Origin of the sequence: Porphyromonas sp. COT-052 OH4946, from assembly GCF_000765965.1 — a bacterium.
GTDB lineage: Bacteria > Bacteroidota > Bacteroidia > Bacteroidales > Porphyromonadaceae > Porphyromonas > Porphyromonas gulae.
In genome coordinates this window covers 22,766-38,201 of the sequence record NZ_JQZY01000017.1, presented here as the reverse complement: position 1 = coordinate 38,201, position 15,436 = coordinate 22,766, and the positions used below count along the sequence as shown (strand labels likewise).

14 protein-coding genes and 1 pseudogene are annotated in these 15,436 nt (G+C 51.2%); 9 read left to right on the top strand and 6 right to left on the bottom strand.

Annotated features, from left to right (window positions below):
• Nucleotides 1-13: 13 nt before the first annotated feature.
• Both HQ50_RS07440 and HQ50_RS12630 read right to left on the bottom strand, forming a co-directional pair.
• Nucleotides 14-1,864 carry an ABC transporter ATP-binding protein gene (locus HQ50_RS07440; RefSeq protein WP_018964824.1) on the bottom strand — a complete coding sequence of 617 codons (1,851 nt, stop codon included), beginning with the start codon at nucleotides 1,862-1,864 and terminating at the stop codon, nucleotides 14-16.
• A gap of 160 nt (nucleotides 1,865-2,024) precedes the next feature.
• Nucleotides 2,025-2,084: pseudogene (locus HQ50_RS12630) on the bottom strand (hypothetical protein); the annotation flags it as partial.
• Between the two features lies 1 nt (nucleotide 2,085).
• Here HQ50_RS12630 and HQ50_RS12625 point away from each other — a divergent pair.
• From HQ50_RS12625 to HQ50_RS07405, 8 genes are all read left to right on the top strand, one after another.
• The gene (locus tag HQ50_RS12625; RefSeq protein WP_235318063.1) at nucleotides 2,086-2,190 is read left to right on the top strand and encodes a DUF1661 domain-containing protein; all 105 of its coding nucleotides are present in this window, start codon (nucleotides 2,086-2,088) and stop codon (nucleotides 2,188-2,190) included.
• 273 nt (nucleotides 2,191-2,463) lie between these two features.
• Nucleotides 2,464-2,715, top strand: a complete 252-nt coding sequence (locus tag HQ50_RS07435) for a hypothetical protein (protein ID WP_018964825.1) — start codon at nucleotides 2,464-2,466, stop codon at nucleotides 2,713-2,715.
• Between the two features lie 22 nt (nucleotides 2,716-2,737).
• Nucleotides 2,738-3,748, top strand: coding sequence for a type I phosphomannose isomerase catalytic subunit (locus HQ50_RS07430; protein ID WP_039429408.1), 1,011 nt, complete (start codon nucleotides 2,738-2,740; stop codon nucleotides 3,746-3,748).
• Nucleotides 3,749-3,760: 12 nt separating this feature from the next.
• Nucleotides 3,761-4,633, top strand: coding sequence for an RsiV family protein (locus HQ50_RS07425; protein WP_039429407.1), 873 nt, complete (start codon nucleotides 3,761-3,763; stop codon nucleotides 4,631-4,633).
• Nucleotides 4,634-4,717: 84 nt separating this feature from the next.
• On the top strand, nucleotides 4,718-5,218 hold the full coding sequence (locus HQ50_RS07420; protein WP_010956031.1) for a Fur family transcriptional regulator: 501 nt from the start codon (nucleotides 4,718-4,720) through the stop codon (nucleotides 5,216-5,218).
• Between the two features lie 28 nt (nucleotides 5,219-5,246).
• A complete protein-coding gene (locus HQ50_RS07415; protein ID WP_039429406.1) occupies nucleotides 5,247-6,518 on the top strand; it encodes an adenylosuccinate synthase in 1,272 nt (423 codons plus the stop codon).
• Nucleotides 6,515-7,804 (top strand): folylpolyglutamate synthase/dihydrofolate synthase family protein, encoded by a 1,290-nt coding sequence (locus tag HQ50_RS07410; RefSeq protein ID WP_039429405.1) that lies wholly within the window; start codon nucleotides 6,515-6,517, stop codon nucleotides 7,802-7,804. The genes HQ50_RS07415 and HQ50_RS07410 overlap by 4 nt, the downstream gene beginning before the upstream one ends.
• Nucleotides 7,805-7,840: 36 nt before the next feature.
• Nucleotides 7,841-9,244 (top strand): MFS transporter, encoded by a 1,404-nt coding sequence (locus HQ50_RS07405; protein WP_039429404.1) that lies wholly within the window; start codon nucleotides 7,841-7,843, stop codon nucleotides 9,242-9,244.
• A 443-nt stretch (nucleotides 9,245-9,687) separates the two neighbouring features.
• On the opposite strand, the gene HQ50_RS07400 is transcribed toward HQ50_RS07405, so the two are convergent.
• Together HQ50_RS07400 and HQ50_RS11410 are read right to left on the bottom strand one after the other, a co-directional pair.
• Nucleotides 9,688-12,438 carry a TonB-dependent receptor gene (locus HQ50_RS07400; RefSeq protein WP_200880430.1) on the bottom strand — a complete coding sequence of 917 codons (2,751 nt, stop codon included), beginning with the start codon at nucleotides 12,436-12,438 and terminating at the stop codon, nucleotides 9,688-9,690.
• A 185-nt stretch (nucleotides 12,439-12,623) separates the two neighbouring features.
• The gene (locus HQ50_RS11410) at nucleotides 12,624-12,731 is read right to left on the bottom strand and encodes a DUF1661 domain-containing protein (RefSeq protein WP_235290047.1); all 108 of its coding nucleotides are present in this window, start codon (nucleotides 12,729-12,731) and stop codon (nucleotides 12,624-12,626) included.
• Between HQ50_RS11410 and HQ50_RS12620 the strand changes: the two genes are divergently transcribed.
• The gene (locus HQ50_RS12620) at nucleotides 12,703-12,777 is read left to right on the top strand and encodes a DUF1661 domain-containing protein (RefSeq protein ID WP_369794175.1); all 75 of its coding nucleotides are present in this window, start codon (nucleotides 12,703-12,705) and stop codon (nucleotides 12,775-12,777) included. The two genes, HQ50_RS11410 and HQ50_RS12620, sit on opposite strands and share 29 nt — an antisense overlap.
• Nucleotides 12,778-12,872: 95 nt before the next feature.
• Here HQ50_RS12620 and HQ50_RS07395 read toward each other — a convergent pair whose 3' ends face one another.
• Together HQ50_RS07395 and upp are read right to left on the bottom strand one after the other, a co-directional pair.
• Complete coding sequence (locus tag HQ50_RS07395) at nucleotides 12,873-14,771, bottom strand: U32 family peptidase (protein WP_039429401.1); 1,899 nt, start codon at nucleotides 14,769-14,771, stop codon at nucleotides 12,873-12,875.
• Nucleotides 14,755-15,405 carry a uracil phosphoribosyltransferase gene (gene upp / locus HQ50_RS07390; RefSeq protein ID WP_018964834.1) on the bottom strand — a complete coding sequence of 217 codons (651 nt, stop codon included), beginning with the start codon at nucleotides 15,403-15,405 and terminating at the stop codon, nucleotides 14,755-14,757. Before upp ends, HQ50_RS07395 begins: the two co-directional genes overlap by 17 nt.
• Nucleotides 15,406-15,436 lie beyond the last annotated feature (31 nt).

Here is a 15,436-nt window from a genome sequence, read left to right as displayed (position 1 = left end):
TTTTGTTGATTATTTATTCTGCATTCATATCGCATAGCTTTGTGTAGTATCCGCCCAGGGCGTACAGCTCATCGTGGCGTCCTTGCTCCACGATACGCCCCTCATGCAGCACACATATAATATCCGCATTGCGGATCGTGGTCAGTCGGTGCGCTATGACGATAGCCGTTCTATTGGCCATCAGCTTTTCGATGGCATTCTGTACCAAACGTTCGCTTTCCGTATCGAGTGCGGACGTGGCCTCATCCAGAATCAAAATCGGTGGATTCTTCAAAATAGCTCGGGCGATGCTGATCCGTTGCCGCTGGCCTCCCGACAGCTTGCCTCCGCGGTCGCCGATGTTGGACTGATAACCCTCGGGCATCTGCATGATGAAGTCGTGCGCATTGGCTATGTGTGCTGCATGCTCTACCTCTTCGGCCGTGGCATTCTCTTTGCCGAAGGCAATGTTGTTGAAGACGGTATCGTTGAAAAGGATTGCTTCCTGATTGACGTTGCCGATCAGCTCACGCAACTCGCGCAGTTTTACGTCCCGCACATCCGTCCCGTCTACCAGCACACGCCCTTGCTGGATGTCGTAGAACCGTGGCAGCAAATCCACGATCGTACTCTTGCCCGATCCGCTCTGACCGACCAGTGCCACCGTTTTCCCTTTGGGAATCGTCAGACATACATCGCGCAGCACCCAGTCCTCACCATAGCGGAACCACACATGGTCATAAACGACCGCCTCTTCGAACACGACGGGGTGGGGTTGTTCGGGATCTTTGATGTCGTTCTCGGCCATCAGTATCTTGTCCACACGCGACATGGAGGCCAAGCCCTTTTCGATGGCGTAGGATGCCTTGCTCAGCTCCTTGACCGGATTGATCAGACTATAGAAGATGACCAGATAATATATGAAGGTGGAAGCATCGATATCGCTCGTATTGTTCAGAATAAGCGTGCCCCCATACCAGAGTACGATGGCTATGGTAGCCGTGCCGAGAAATTCGCTCATCGGGTGTGCCAACTGCTGGCGGCGGAAGACCTTCATCGTCGTACGGCGAAACTGCTCGTTGGCACGATGGAAGCGATCCTGCATCTTCTTCTCGGCATTGAATGCCTTGATGATACGCAGGCCGCCAAGCGTCTCTTCTATCTGGCTCATCAGGCCTCCCCATTGATTCTGCCCTTCCAGACTCTTACGCTTGAGTGTCTTGCCCACCTTGCCCATCAGCCCTCCGGCTATTGGCAGGAGGATGAAAACGAAAAGGGTGAGCTGCCAGCTGATCAGGATCATCCCGATCAGGTAGATGGAAATGAGGATCGGATTTTTCAGCAACATATCCAGCGAACTGATCACGGAAGTCTCTATCTCATTCACATCGCCCGATATGCGTGCCATGATATCGCCTTTGCGCTCTTCGCTGAAAAAGGAAAGGGGGAGTCCGAGGATCTTATCGTTGATCTGATTGCGAATATCCCGCACCACACCCGTACGAAGCGGAATCATGCTGTAGAATCCGAGGTACATCGAAGCCACTTTCAGGAAGGTCATCACCACCAGATAGATGCCCAGCATGATAAGCGTAAACGATGCTCCACGTACCTCTATAAGCTGGCTTACGTACCAGCTGAAATTATTGCTCAGAGCGGCTCCGGCAGCTTTCCACCCATCCATGCTGCTCCAGTCTATCCCATCCATCGGCATGTAAGTGGTCACCTGGCGGTCTATCCGGAAGAGGATGCGCAGGATGGGCATGATCAGAGAGAAAGACAATAGGTTGAGCAGTGCACTCAGCGTATTGGCCACCACGCTCCATGCCACATACTTTTTATAGGGTGGCACGAAACGGCGTATAGCACTGAAAAAATGCTTCATAATAATCGGGCGGTTGCAGCTAAAATCTCCGAAAGATACGTGTTTTTGGGGAAAGACGGCTCCCCGAGCTGTGTCCCGCAGGGCACTTCCATGCGAGCTTTGGATCGGCTTTGGAAAGGGGAAAAAGAGCAGAAAGGGGTTATTTGCCTCTCTGATATTTTTACGTCTGAAAAAATCTCCATGCGTGGATCGTAAAAACGTGGCGCGGGAAGTTTTTCGTTTTGGCGCGTAAACGGAAAAATTCTCGCGCCGGAACGAAAAAGTTTTGGCACCATTTTTCGGATAAACAGGGACGAGAAATGGACGAATTTTGGCTCGTAAAATGAGGAACGATTCCAAGCCCGAAGGATGAGAAAGAGCGACTTCCCGGCGGCCTTTGCATCCGTTTCCTATGGCTGATGTCAGCCTTTCTTGTTCAAGGACGGCTGTAGCCGCCCACCTGCTCCCCAACAGTAATCTGCTGATGCATGCTATACGGGGAGATTCTCTTGAGAGACATTTTTTTGCAGTTAGAGCTTTGAAAATGAAGTCTCTTTCTAAATGAAAAACCTACCTTTACAGACGAAACGTTTCGGGGATAATATGATGTAAAAGAGGGAATGAAAAGAATCAATATCACCATCGGCTTTCTCTTTATATACTTCGTAGTGATGTCCGTATTGGGATACCCGCGCGAAAGGATAGCTCCGGACGGTACCGACCGGCTGGTAACGTATCTGTTGGTTTGCGCTTTGGAGCTGGTCGTACTCATCTTGTTGCGGTGGGTATTGATACGGCGATACAAGATGCGCGAGCGTCGCCGGCACGATATGGAACAGTATGCCCGATACGATGAAAAACCCGACGAATAGTCACCTAACGCTACAATGAAGTATGACGGACACGGCACAACTCTATCCTTACATATTCCATCCCATCCTTCGACCGGTCGTGTGGGGCGGCCGCAGGATACGCCCTTTCAAGGGAATGGAGCCGACCGATGAAAACATCGGAGAAAGCTGGGAGATTTCGCATGTGAGCGACCACTATTCGGTCGTAGCAAACGGACCTCTGGCCGGTAAGACGATAGACGATTTGCTGGTGTATCATGGCGAAGATCTCCTTGGCCGGCACGTATTCGAGCGGTATGGCCGGAAATTTCCCCTATTGATCAAGTTCATCGATGCGCGCGATGATCTTTCCGTACAGGTTCATCCCGACGACCGGTTGGCAGCCGAGAGGCACCAATCCTTCGGCAAGACGGAGATGTGGTACGTGGTACATGCCGATCCGGATGCTCGTCTCTATTCCGGTTTTTCTACGCAGTCTTCTCCCGAAGATTACGAAAGGCGTGTGGCCGAAGGCACGATCATGCAGGCTTTGGCCGAGTATAAGGTCGAGGCGGGCGACGTCTTCTTCCTGCCTGCCGGTCGGATACACGCCATCGGTGCCGGTTGCTTTGTGGCAGAGATACAGCAGACATCCCACATCACCTATCGTATCTACGATTATGACCGCCCTGACGCAAACGGTCGCTTGCGCGAACTGCATACCGAATGGGCTAAGGATGCCATCGACTATCGGCTGGAGGATTCGTACAGGACTGCTTACACGCATCAGCCCAATACGGCTGTCCGGTTGGTAGACTGTCCTTATTTCCGTACCGCGCTGCTGGAACTGGTTCAGCCCATCAGGCGCGACCTTACACAAGAGGATAGCTTCGTTATATATATATGTATGGAGGGAGGACTTACCCTTACGGACAAGAATGGCTATCTCCTCGAACTCCGACAGGGACAGAGTGCCCTCATCCCGGCCTTGATCGCTGATGTAGAGCTTGTCCCTGACCCTCAAGCAGGGTGCAAGCTGCTTGAGACCTATATCCCTGCTTCCACTAACTGCTAAAAGATTTATCCGATGAAAGCAAAAATGCCATTACTCCTGCTTGCGGCTTTCGCCCTTTTGCTGCAGATTTCATCCTGTAAGAAAGAGAGGAACAAACAAAGCGACAGGATCGTTTTCGACAGTATTTCCATGGAGCGTTGCACTCACTTGTTAGGCGACTCCACCATGCCTTGCAACGATATTAAAATCCTGTTTGAATATCCGTCGGACAGCATTCCTCATGCCATAGGCGATTCGGTGAGGTGGAATATCCTCAATGCCCTGTTCGGCCCGGCGTATGCATCCATGTCGCCTTCCGAGGCTATGTCGGCTTATGCTGCCGCCAGCGATTCCACCTATTTGTCGGATATGGAGCCTTTGCTGAAGGAGGAACTTACGCTCAAGCCCGATTATAGACCGGACTTGGGGCTTTATGCCTATATCGATCACATAACGGGCAAGGTCGTCTTCCGGCAGGACAGCCTCTTGGTCTATGAGATCGAAGCTTTCAAATACATGGGCGGCAGTCATGGTTACGGTGACGTTGCATATCTCAACCTCGATTTGCGTACCGGCAAGCAGATTCTTTTGGAAGACATCGTCGTACAGGGCAAAGATGCTACTCTCACCGATTTGCTCTGGAAGCAGTTGATGGCAGACCAAGGGGTTTCTTCCCTGGAAAGCCTCAACGAAATGGGCTATGGCACCTTGGGGGATCTTTATCCTACGGACAATTTTGGAATATCGGAGCGAGGTATCACTTTCCTCTACAATGAGTACGAGATCGCTCCCTATGCCATGGGGCCGATACAGATTACACTGTCGTTCGATTCGCTTGCTCCGATTCTCAAGGAGGATTCGCCCACTGTCTTGCTCTCTACCGGCAAGAATGGATCGAAAAGATAAAAACCGACAGGTTTTCTCGCGACCAACTTCTTCAAAAGAACTATATTTGTAGCTCCTGTCGATAGTGCCATGGCAGTTGTAAAGATGATAGTCACATCATTGGAAGACCTTCGCTCAAGATTGCGTGCGTATGTGTCGGAGAACGGCTTGCGTCATACCCCCGAACGATACAGCATTCTTGAAGTCGCATATAATCTGAAGAAGATATTCACGCCGGACGACTTGTTCGATCTCACTCGCGAGAATGGCTTGCCTGTAAGTCTTTCTACGGTCTATAATACCCTTACCTTGCTCGAACGCTGCGGGATCGTTCTGCGTTTGCCTTCTCCCGAAACCAAATATCAGTATTTGATGGCTTCCTTCGCAGAGCAGTGTCCGCTGCTTTTCTGTACCGAATGTGCACAATTCTCTACCTACTACCGACGAAATGTGAAGTCGATACTGGCCGACAAGGATCTCAGACCTCCACGCTTCTCTTATAGGCAGGCCATCATTTGTCTCTATGGGATATGCGACAAATGCAGGAAGAAGCAGTCGGCCCTCAAAAAGGCGGCAGACAAAGCTGCTCCCAAGAAGAAAAAATAATAACACAGACATATAACATTGATCCGATATGGAAAAAGTGGATGTACTTCTCGGCCTGCAATGGGGCGATGAAGGAAAAGGAAAAATAGTGGATGTACTGACTCCGCACTACGATATTGTCGCTCGCTTTCAAGGTGGCCCGAATGCCGGACATACGCTTGAGTTCAACGGGGAGAAATACGTGCTTCGTTCCATTCCTTCGGGAATCTTCCAAGGAGAGAAAACGAATGTCATAGGCAATGGAGTGGTACTCGATCCCCTGCTTTTCAAGGAAGAAGCCGAAGCTCTTGCGCGCAGCGGTCACGATCTGACCAAGCGTCTCGTGATCTCGCGCAAGGCCCACCTCATTATGCCTACGCATCGACTGTTGGATGCTGCCAACGAGATAGCCAAGGGAAGCGGCAAGATCGGAACCACAGGTAAGGGGATCGGCCCCGCATATACGGACAAAGTGAGCCGCAACGGTCTGCGTGTCGGAGATTTGGAGCACGGCTTCGAGGAAGCCTATTCGGCAGCCAAGGAGCGTCATCTTCGCATCCTGAATTCTCTGAACTATCCTGCGGACGAGCTGGCGGATCTGGAGAAGCGTTGGATGGAGGCTACAGAATACCTGCGCACGTTCGAATTTGTGGACAGTGAATTTCTGATCAATGGTGCTCTTGCGTCCGGCAAGAAGGTGTTGGCCGAAGGAGCACAAGGATCGCTCTTGGATATTGACTTCGGTTCTTACCCGTTTGTGACCAGTAGCAATACGATATGTGCCGGCTGTTGTACCGGCTTGGGAGTCGCCCCTCGCAATGTGGGGGATGTATATGGGATATTCAAAGCCTATTGCACGCGCGTCGGAGCAGGGCCTTTCCCCACGGAGCTGTTCGACGAGACGGGAGACAAGCTTTGTGAATTGGGACGCGAATTCGGCTCTGTGACGGGACGTAAACGCCGGTGCGGCTGGATAGACCTCGTAGCCCTACGCTATACCATCATGTTGAATGGTGTGACCAAGCTGATCATGATGAAAAGCGATGTCATGGATCTTTTCCCCACGATCAAGGCTTGTGTGGCATACCAGATAGACGGCAAGGAGACACGCGATTTCCCCTTCCATCTGACAGAAGGGGTAACGCCCGTTTACAAGGAATTCCCCGGTTGGCAGTGGCCGATGAAGAACGTCGTCTCCGAGGCCGATTTCCCCCGAGAATTTAGCGACTACATCGCTTTCTTGGAAAAAGAATTGGGAGTCGGTATCGCTATCGTTTCCGTGGGTCCCGACCGAGAGCAGACCATCATCCGGCAGGCATGATGACATACGCAGAAGCTATCCGATATCTCTTTACCGCCACCCCTGTCTTCCAACACCAAGGAGGCAGTGCATATAAACCCGGGCTCGGTACCGTAGAGACCATAGACCGTCTGCTGGGACATCCCCACAAGGCTTACCCAACGATACATGTTGCCGGCACTAACGGCAAAGGCTCTACCGCCTCTACACTGGCTGCCATCTTACAGGCTGCCGGTATGAGGGTAGGCTTGTTCACATCTCCTCATTTGGTGGATTTCCGCGAGCGTATTCGTGTAAACGGCATTTGCATTACGAAAGAATACGTAGTGGATTTCTGCGAGCGAACGCGTGAGATGGTGACAACGCTGCATCCCTCTTTCTTCGAGCTGACTACGATGATGGCTTTCGACTATTTCCGGCACGCTCAGGTCGATATGGCACTTATCGAAGTGGGGATGGGAGGCCGTTTGGATAGCACCAATATCATTACCCCCATCCTGAGTATCATTACGAATATCGGCAAGGATCATGTGCAGTTCCTTGGGGATAAGCCGGAGAAGATAGCCTTCGAAAAGGCCGGAATCATCAAATCCGGAGTCCCCGTTGTAGTTGGCCGGGCCGAGGGCGGTGTGCGCGATGTCTTTCAGCGCAAAGCCGATGAGGAAGGAGCGGATATTGTTTTTGCACAAGAATCGGGCGTAATCACGTCCTCGACATTAGAGAACGGTTGCTATACATACCGAACACGAGACTATGGATCGGTTCGTGGCGAACTGACCGGCTTGGCGCAGGAAGAGAATGCCCGTACGATTCTCTGTGCCGTGGATGTCCTTTGTAAACGATGTGGTCTGAACCTTTCTTCGCAGCACGTACGTGAAGGATTTGCCCATGTTACGGCAATGTCTGGGCTGTTTGGCCGTTGGCAGCAGCTGGCCGAGCAGCCACGGATCGTATGCGATACCGGACACAACGAAGATGGGTTCCGTCTGATCACCGAGCAACTGAGGCGACAGACTTACCGACAGCTGCGTATCGTCTTCGGCATGGTCAATGACAAGGACATCACAGCCGTATTGGCTCTCTTGCCCCGGGAGGCCGTTTATTATTTCACCCGTGCTTCGGTCGATAGAGCTTTACCGGAAGACGATCTGCAGCAGCAGGCCGCTGCTTTCGGCTTGGTCGGTAGTACCTACTCTTCGGTTCGGGAGGCACTCGAAGCCGCCCGACGAGAGGCGCATGCGGATGATTTTATCTTCGTCGGAGGGAGCAATTTTATCGTAGCCGATTTGTTAGAAGAATTCAAATAACTAAGTAATCATATCAATAAAAAACCTTTTAAAAAAATGACTGACGCAATCAAACAATCCCTCAGGGACAAGCCCGCAGTCCGGTGGACAGCACTTATCTTAGTGGCTGCCACCATGTTTTTTGCCTACATGTTCGTGGATGTGCTTTCTCCTCTGAAAACACAGTTAGAGCAGCAGGTCAATTGGAGTTCCACGGTCTTCGGCTCTTATGGCAGTAGCGAGTTCTTTATCAACGTTTTCTTCGGATTCCTCATATTGGCAGGGATCATCCTAGACCGCATGGGCGTGCGTTTTACTGCCATTTTATCCGGCAGTTTGATGCTTTTGGGTGCCCTTATTAAGGTATATGCCCTGAGTGAAGTCTTCAATAACGGTGGCTTCGGTTACGATATGCTCAATTCCTTTTCTATGGGCTTCCCCCCATCTGCCAAGCTGGCCTGTGTCGGTTTTGCCATTTTCGGATGTGGCTGTGAAATGGCCGGCGTAACCGTTTCGCGTGCTATCGTGAAGTGGTTTCATGGCAAAGAGTTGGCTTTGGCCATGGGACTTGAGATGGCTATTGCCCGTTTGGGAGTCTTCGCCGTATTCTGGACTTCACCTATAATTTCAAAGCAGTTCGAAGGTACGCTTCAGAGCGTTCAGGTACCGGTTATTTTTGTTACGGCACTTCTTTTCATCGGGTTGATTCTCTATGGCATCTACGGTATCCTCGACAAGAAGCTCGACCGCGAAGTGCAGGATGCAAACGTGGAAGAGGAAGAACCTTTCCGCTTCAAAGATCTCAAACAGGTATTCGGCAATAGCATGTTCTGGATTGTTGCCCTCTTGTGCGTGCTTTATTACTCAGCCATTTTCCCCTTTCAGAAGTTTGCCACCGAGATGCTTCAGTCCAATATCGGTCTGACGGCCGAAGGAGCTGCGCGTATCTTCAGTATGTTCCCCTTGGGAGCCATGGTGCTGACGCCTTTCCTCGGTGCATTCTTGGATAAGGTCGGGAAAGGAGCCACCATGCTTATTATCGGTTCGGTGCTGATGTTCGTTTGTCACCTGACATTTGCTATTTTCCCCTTCGAGAGTGGCACCACTTCTTCGCTGGCCATAGCCATTGCAGCCATCGTCGTACTGGGTATTTCTTTCTCTTTGGTACCTGCCGCTCTATGGCCTTCGGTACCCAAGATTATCGACCCCAAAGTACTCGGTTCGGCTTATTCGGCCATTTTCTTTATTCAGAATATCGGCTTGATGGTTGTTCCCATCGTGATCGGAGCCATCCTCGACGCCACGAATAAGGGTGTTGCAGCCGGCGAACCGAAGAACTATACTTTGGCGATGCTGGTTTTTGCTTCATTTGGTGTACTCGCCTTTATCCTCGGTATTCTCCTGAAAGGGGCCGATGTAAAGAAAGGCTACGGACTTGAACTCCCCAATATCGAGAAGTAAGCATATCTTATTCCGCAAGGAAAATGCGGAAACAAGAGATTAGATCGCTTCCGTAAGAGGAACCGCTTATAATCCCCGCAAAAAAAGAGCTGTGCAGAAGTGAAATCCTCCCTGTGCACAGCTCTTTTTTTTCAATATATCCAAACTAATATTAGTTCCGCTCAAAACTACTATTAGTTTCGCGAGAATCCACCAGTAGTTTTGAGAGAATCTACTGGTGGTTTCTGTGGGGAGATCCATAGGTGCCGAAAGAGGGCGCAATTTGCATGCTGATTCGACCTTTTGAATTGAGCATTGGCTGCTTGAGAGTGGCGCGATTCGTCGGAAGTCGGCGGCCGCTTTATGATTGAAAAAAGAGGGTACACCCGGTATGGGTGTACCCTCGATCGGTTTGTTATAAAAACACTTACACACTTTGTCTCTTGCTCAGAAGAGAGGTCCGATTAGGACGGTCGTCCGCCACGGCCGAAAGGTGCGCCGGGACGATTCATATTGCCACGTCGGTGATCGCTGCGAGATCCGCCACCGCTGAAGGCGTTGAATCGGTAGATGAAGTCCACCATCACGTAGCGTCCGATCGTATTGGACATGGTCTCTTCTATATTGATGGCCGTAGCAGAACGGCTGATATTAGAGCGCTGACCGAGGATGTCATAGCCTTTGACCCGCAGTGTACCGGCCTTGTCGCGAAGGAAGCTGTATGAGAGCGAAGCATCCCAAAGCCATTCGTTCAGGCTGAATCCCCCGCTGTAGCCGGAGTTCGTGTTGTATTCGAATTGGCTGTCAATACGGAATCCATAGGGAAGCGTTAGTGCGACCTGATAATTGCCGCCGAAGTCGTATGTGCGCGAATCTTTCTGTCCGCTCAGACTATTATTCGCCATATAGAATCCTATGTTGCCTCCGATACCCGTGTCGATCCAATCGTTGCGATAGGTCAGCGTCAGGCGTTCTCTCGTTCGGAACGAGAGGGCTTTGTTCTTATTGTCATTGATAAAGCTTTGTCCTTCGGCCAGCCTGTTGAACAAGGACATCCTGAAAGAAAATGCCCTGTTCTTGAGCGGAACCGACAGTGTCCCATGAAGATTCGCCTGCCATGTGCCGGAAGCATTTTCATAGCGGGTGGTACGGATCCCTGTGGACTGGTCGTAGTGCGTATTGGGGACGATGTCGTCGAATGTATAGTTGCCGAAGAAAACGATGCTGAAAGCTCGCTGACTTTTGGCGTCGAAGTCCGAGAACATGGCCATCACATTGTTCGAATAGCTGGGCTTCAGGCCCGGATTTCCTTCTGTCACGAAGAGCGGATTCGTGATGTCCTGAACGGGAGCGATCTGATTGATGGATGGTTGTGTAGTACGCCCTCGGTAATCTACGCGAAGGTTGGTGGTCTTGTTCGGCTTGTAGTTGATTCGGAGCATCGGAGAGAGATTGACACGATTGAAAGCCAACTTGTCCTGCTCTACTCCTCCTACGTTCCGATAGCTGACAGTTCTGTTGGGATCCACGTTGAACCCCACGGTGTAGTCCCACGTCTTGGCAATCTTCTTGAGGTTCAGTCCGATGCGATACTGGGTAAACTCGTTGTTGTAGGAGAGTCCGTACTGATCGTCCAGTGTGGAGTACAGTCCGTCGTCGCCCAATCGGTACACCTCACGGTCCGAATTGCGACGCGAGAAGCGTCGGTTCAAAATAGCCTGTGCGAAGTAATTTTTGCCCAATGGTTCTACGTAGGAGAGCCGAAGGCGATATTGCAGGTTGGAGTTGTCGTTGAATTGCTTCTGATTCGTCTCCACACTTTGGAGCACGGCCTGATATATGCCTTCTCCGTCTTCGTCGGTCAGTCCGCCGCTGATGGAAGCACTCAGGGTACGCCCTTCATCGTTGAGTTTGTGGCTGATGTCCAGTTCCCCGTTCAGACGGAAGTTGTTCCCTTGCGTAGTCTGGTGGATGGAGCCTTTATTGATGATGCTTCCGGTCGTATTCTTCGTCTCGTATGCGTCGTTGAAGAAGCCATCCATCTTGGATATCGAGAGGTCGGGCTCGAAGACCACTTCGGTACGTTCGGACGGTTTCCATTGCAGCCTGAATCGAGCCTGACCGTTGTGAGAGAAAGAGCGTTCCAATATATTTTCGTCCATATAAGTATTCCCTTCGGCGAGGATATTTTCCACGCGTTTGGTCGTCTCTATGGCCTTGTCGTTGTATCCGTAGCGTGCATCGCCTCCTGTATTAAGGGCAGAGGAGAATTCGACACTGAAGTTGCCGCCCAGCATCGACGAAGACGTAACACCTCCACTATTGCCGAAGCCGCGTCGACCACCGCCTTGGGGAGAGAAGAAGGTCATGGATCCCATCTCGCTGCTCATCTCGCTAAAGCCCATATTGTTCGTATTGTTCGCGCTACCGATCAATGTCCATTGCTTATTTCCATCGAACCGATTGACGTTCCCTCCGGCCATATAGCGTTGGTCAGTACCGTAACCGGCCTGAAGCGTTCCGAAGAGGCCTTTCTTTTTTTCGGGTTTCACCGTCAGGTTGATTACGGTCTCCTCTTCTCCATCATCGAAACCGCTCATCCGCGACAGCTCGCTCAGTTTGTTCAGTACCTGTACTTTATTGACCATATCGGCCGGAAGATTCTTTATTGCCACCTGTGGATCTTTGGAGAAAAACTCTTTGCCATCGACAAGAATCTTGCTAATGTCCTTGCCGTTGATGGTGATCTTCCCATCGGATCCGATCTCTGCTCCGGGTAGCTTCTTGATCAGTTCCTCGATAGAAGCTCCTTGTGCTACGGTATAGGATCCGGCATTGAATTCGAGCGTGTCGTTGCGTACCACGACCTCTGCCGCTTTAGCCTGCACCGTCACACTCTGTAGAAGGCGGGCATCTTCGTTCATGGATATATCTTTGAGCGTAATGGTTTGCCCGTTTCTAAGAGATATTTTTTCGTCGTGGGTAGTGTAACCTACATATGAAACGCGCAGAATGTAGTCACCCTCCTGTGACGTTTTCAGGCTGAACAACCCTTTTTCATTAGTGGCACCTGCGGCAACGGCTACTTGGCCGGTACTCTGTACAAGCTGTACGTTGGCTTGAATCATGGGGTTGCCTTCTTCGTCCAATACTCTACCTGCTACTCCGGCTTGTTGGGCTTCCAGCCCAACGAAACCAAGAGAAGCAAGGAGCATTGACAACAGTAATTGATAAATCGATCGCATAAGAAAAGTTTGAAAAGAAAAATAGGCGCTATCGTTCCCATTCTCCGAAATGGTATTTTACGATTTACCCTACAACTGAAATAGAGGGGAAAAGAGAAATAAGTTTAATTCGTGTTCACGGAAAAGGAGGTCGAACCCGGTGGAAGCGGCATGGCTTACAGAGAGATCACGAGCCAAAAACAGGCGGATTGTGGCCTGAGTTTTCGTGTAAACACGCGCGTAAACTTTTTCGTTTTGGCGCGGGAATTTTTTGCTTCTCGCACCAAAACAAAAACGTTCTCGCCCCACGTTTTTCGGTTTGTGAGTTGAGAAAAAATACGAACCAAAAGGCTTGGGATCTGGAAAGATGATTGGCGATGTCGCTTCGCTCTCACCGCCTCCTAAGGTTTGGCTTTTTTTGACTTTTATTGGATCTGCTTGTCAAGGTAGACCAGCATTTGGCAGTGTCGGCAGTCGAACTCCAATCGCAGGCGGCTGTCGCCATGAACCAGATAATACGGTTCTCTGTACGGCGATTTCTTGTGTTGGAAAGTGGGGCAGTATCCCAAGTGGTAGCGAAGACAGTGCTTCGAAAACATAAGTGGGACGCCTTGGGGGTGCGAGTGTTCGAAGGTGGGGGCGATGGCGGTATATCCCATCTGCCGGTAGAAGGCTTCTGCTTCCTTGTTCGCCACGTTGGCCAAAAAGGAAAGGCTCTGGTCTCCCTCGCGCGGACAGTCTGCCGTAGGAGGTTTGCGGTGTCGTGCAACGGCGTTTCCCTTGCGCTCGGGCATAGCCGAGGCTGTCTCAATGAAAGACTGAACTGCTTCTCTCCTTAGCTGACCAATGAGGGAAAGCGGAATGAAATAGTCGTGACTGAGCCGGATATTGACCGAGAAGGCTTCAAGTGGTGTGCCTCCTAATTTGGACAGATTCTTGCGGATCTGCTCTTCATCGAACCGATTGGCAGGCTCGTGGGCGGCCGCTATCGTGCCCTTTGCCGGTGGATAGCCGTCTGCTTCTATCAATAGGGAGAAGCCTTCCGGAACGTCCGTCAGAGTAAGGGATACGGGAATGAGGCGGACGGCCGAGTTGTCCTGTGAGAGTGCTTTCTCGAAGCGAATGTCGTAATTGCGGAATACGTTTGTGCCCGGTACGATGCCGGCAGGATTGTCCACCTGTATGCTGCCGTCGGGCAAGACCACATTGATGCGTGTGCCACTCATGCTGCCGTCAGGATGCAGGAGGTAGAGACCATCGCCATTGGCCAGAGAGGTTTTGGATTCCGTATTGTCGGATCGTAGTCGGATACTGATCTTGTCCCTCTTTACGGCGGTCACTCGGCCGATATAGGCTCCTCGGCTTTTGTTCGATTCGGGTGTGATGAGGGAGTCCGTATCCCGTTTGCCGCTCAGAAGCAGATCGGTGAAGCCGCGGTTGAAGCTCTTTTCGGGAGCGGGGTGGAAAACGAAAGAGCACCGTCCCGATGAGGCCCTGCAATAGCGTTCGGGGTAGCGGCTGATGAGTTCGTCCAGAAGACGGCGATAGTGAGCTGTTACGTTTTTGACATAGGAGATGCCTTTCAGTCTGCCTTCGATCTTGAACGAAGAGATACCAGCCTCAAGCATCGACTCCAGTTCAGCAGAGCGATTCAAGTCTTTCAAGGAAAGGAGATGCTGATTGCTTCGGATTACCTTTCCATCGGCATCGATCATCGTATAGGGCAGTCTGCAAAGCTGGGCACAAGCTCCTCGGTTGGCACTGCGTCCGGTCAGTGCTTCGGAGAGGTAGCACTGACCGCTCAGACTCACACAGAGTGCGCCATGTACAAAGGCTTCCAATACCACTGATGTGGAGTCAGCTATCTTGCGGATTTCGGGGAGAGACAGCTCTCTGGCTAATACCACCTGCTCATAGCCCAGGGATTGGAACATCCGGACTTTCTCCACAGTGCGGATATCGCATTGTGTACTGGCATGGAGGGCTATAGGTGGGAGGCTTAGACGACATAGAGACATGTCCTGTACGATCAGGGCATCTGCTCCTGCCCGATAAAGCTCCCATGCGATGCGTTCGGCCTCGGGAAGCTCATCGTCGTACAGGATCGTGTTGAGTGCTACATATACTTTGGCACGATAAAGTCGTGCGAAGTATGCCAGCCGGCCTATATCCTCTATCGATACTCCTGCGGAAGCTCGCGCGCCAAAAGACGGAGCACCGATATACACGGCATCGGCACCGTGGAGGATTGCCGCCCGACCCGTGGCAAGATCTTTGGCCGGAGCAAGCAGTTCTACAGGCCGTGGCTCAAAGCTTCTCGCCATAGGCCAAATCGCCTGCGTCGCCTAATCCCGGTACGATATAGGAATGCTCGTCGATGATGGGGTCGATGGCTGCAATCCATATTGTAGTATTCTCCGGCATGACACCGCGTATATAGTCTACGGCTTGCTGGCTGGCTATTATGCTGGCTATATGGATGTGCTTCGGATTGCCTTTGGTCAGTAGTGCTTTGTAGGCCAGTTCCATGGAGCTGCCTGTGGCGAGCATGGGATCGGATATGATGAGGACCTTGTCCGTGATGTCCGGGGAGGCTATGTATTCGATGTGGATGTCGAAATTCAGACGGTCCTTGTATTTCCTGTAGGCGGATACAAAGGCGTTTTCGCAATAGTCGAAATAGTTCAGAAAGCCATGATGGAAAGGTAATCCTGCCCGAAGGATCGTAGCCAGCACTACTTTGTCCTGTGGGACGATGCACTCGGCTTCCCCCAAAGGAGTAGTGACGGTACGCACCTGCTGCGTCATCTTCTTGCTTATCTCATAGGCCATTACTTCTCCCACACGTTCTATATTGCGACGAAAGCGCAGTCGATCGTTCTGAATGGTGACATCGCGCATCTCCATGACGAATCTATTGAGAAGAGAGTGCTCGGCACCTAAGTGTATTACTTCCATAATTATTGTTGTGAGGTGAGTTGTGCGAATC